This window comes from Haemophilus sp. HMSC61B11 (assembly GCF_001838615.1).
In the GTDB taxonomy this organism is placed as follows: Bacteria; Pseudomonadota; Gammaproteobacteria; order Enterobacterales; family Pasteurellaceae; genus Haemophilus_D; species Haemophilus_D parainfluenzae_AD.
Map to the genome: position 1 here is coordinate 1 of NZ_KV837990.1, position 401 is coordinate 401.

The following is a 401-nucleotide window of genomic DNA, read 5'->3' on the forward strand; positions in this document are numbered from 1 at the left end:
TTTGCTTGTGGTGCATAATCTTGTTCTTTATTTGCCATTTTCTTGCTCCAAATTTAAGAGATTAAATAATTGTATTGCTCGGGTTAAAGGTGCCGGGAACTTTTGTTCTAATTGTTTTTCAAGTGTTGCAAAATCTCGTCCATTTTTCACTGCACTTTGTTTTGCGACGGCATATTGTACGATTGCTGTTTCGTAAATATAGTTTTTGTTTCTGGCTTCATCCAAATTGTTAATTAATTGTTCTTGCTCCTGAGGGGAATAAACGTACGGATAAGTTTTAAAAATATACCCAATCATTTTTTCTCTCGTTTCCAACCATTTTTTATCTTTAAATCCATTCAGCTCAAATTCCGTTAGGAGAATCGGGATGCTTCGGGTGTCTTCCGGTAAGGCTTTAAGTT

The 401-nt window shown here is 35.4% G+C and carries 1 pseudogene; it reads right to left on the bottom strand.

From position 1 onward, the window contains the following. Positions 1-27 precede the first annotated feature (27 nt). Positions 28-401 (bottom strand): annotated as a pseudogene (locus tag HMPREF3263_RS07060) (hypothetical protein); the annotation flags it as partial.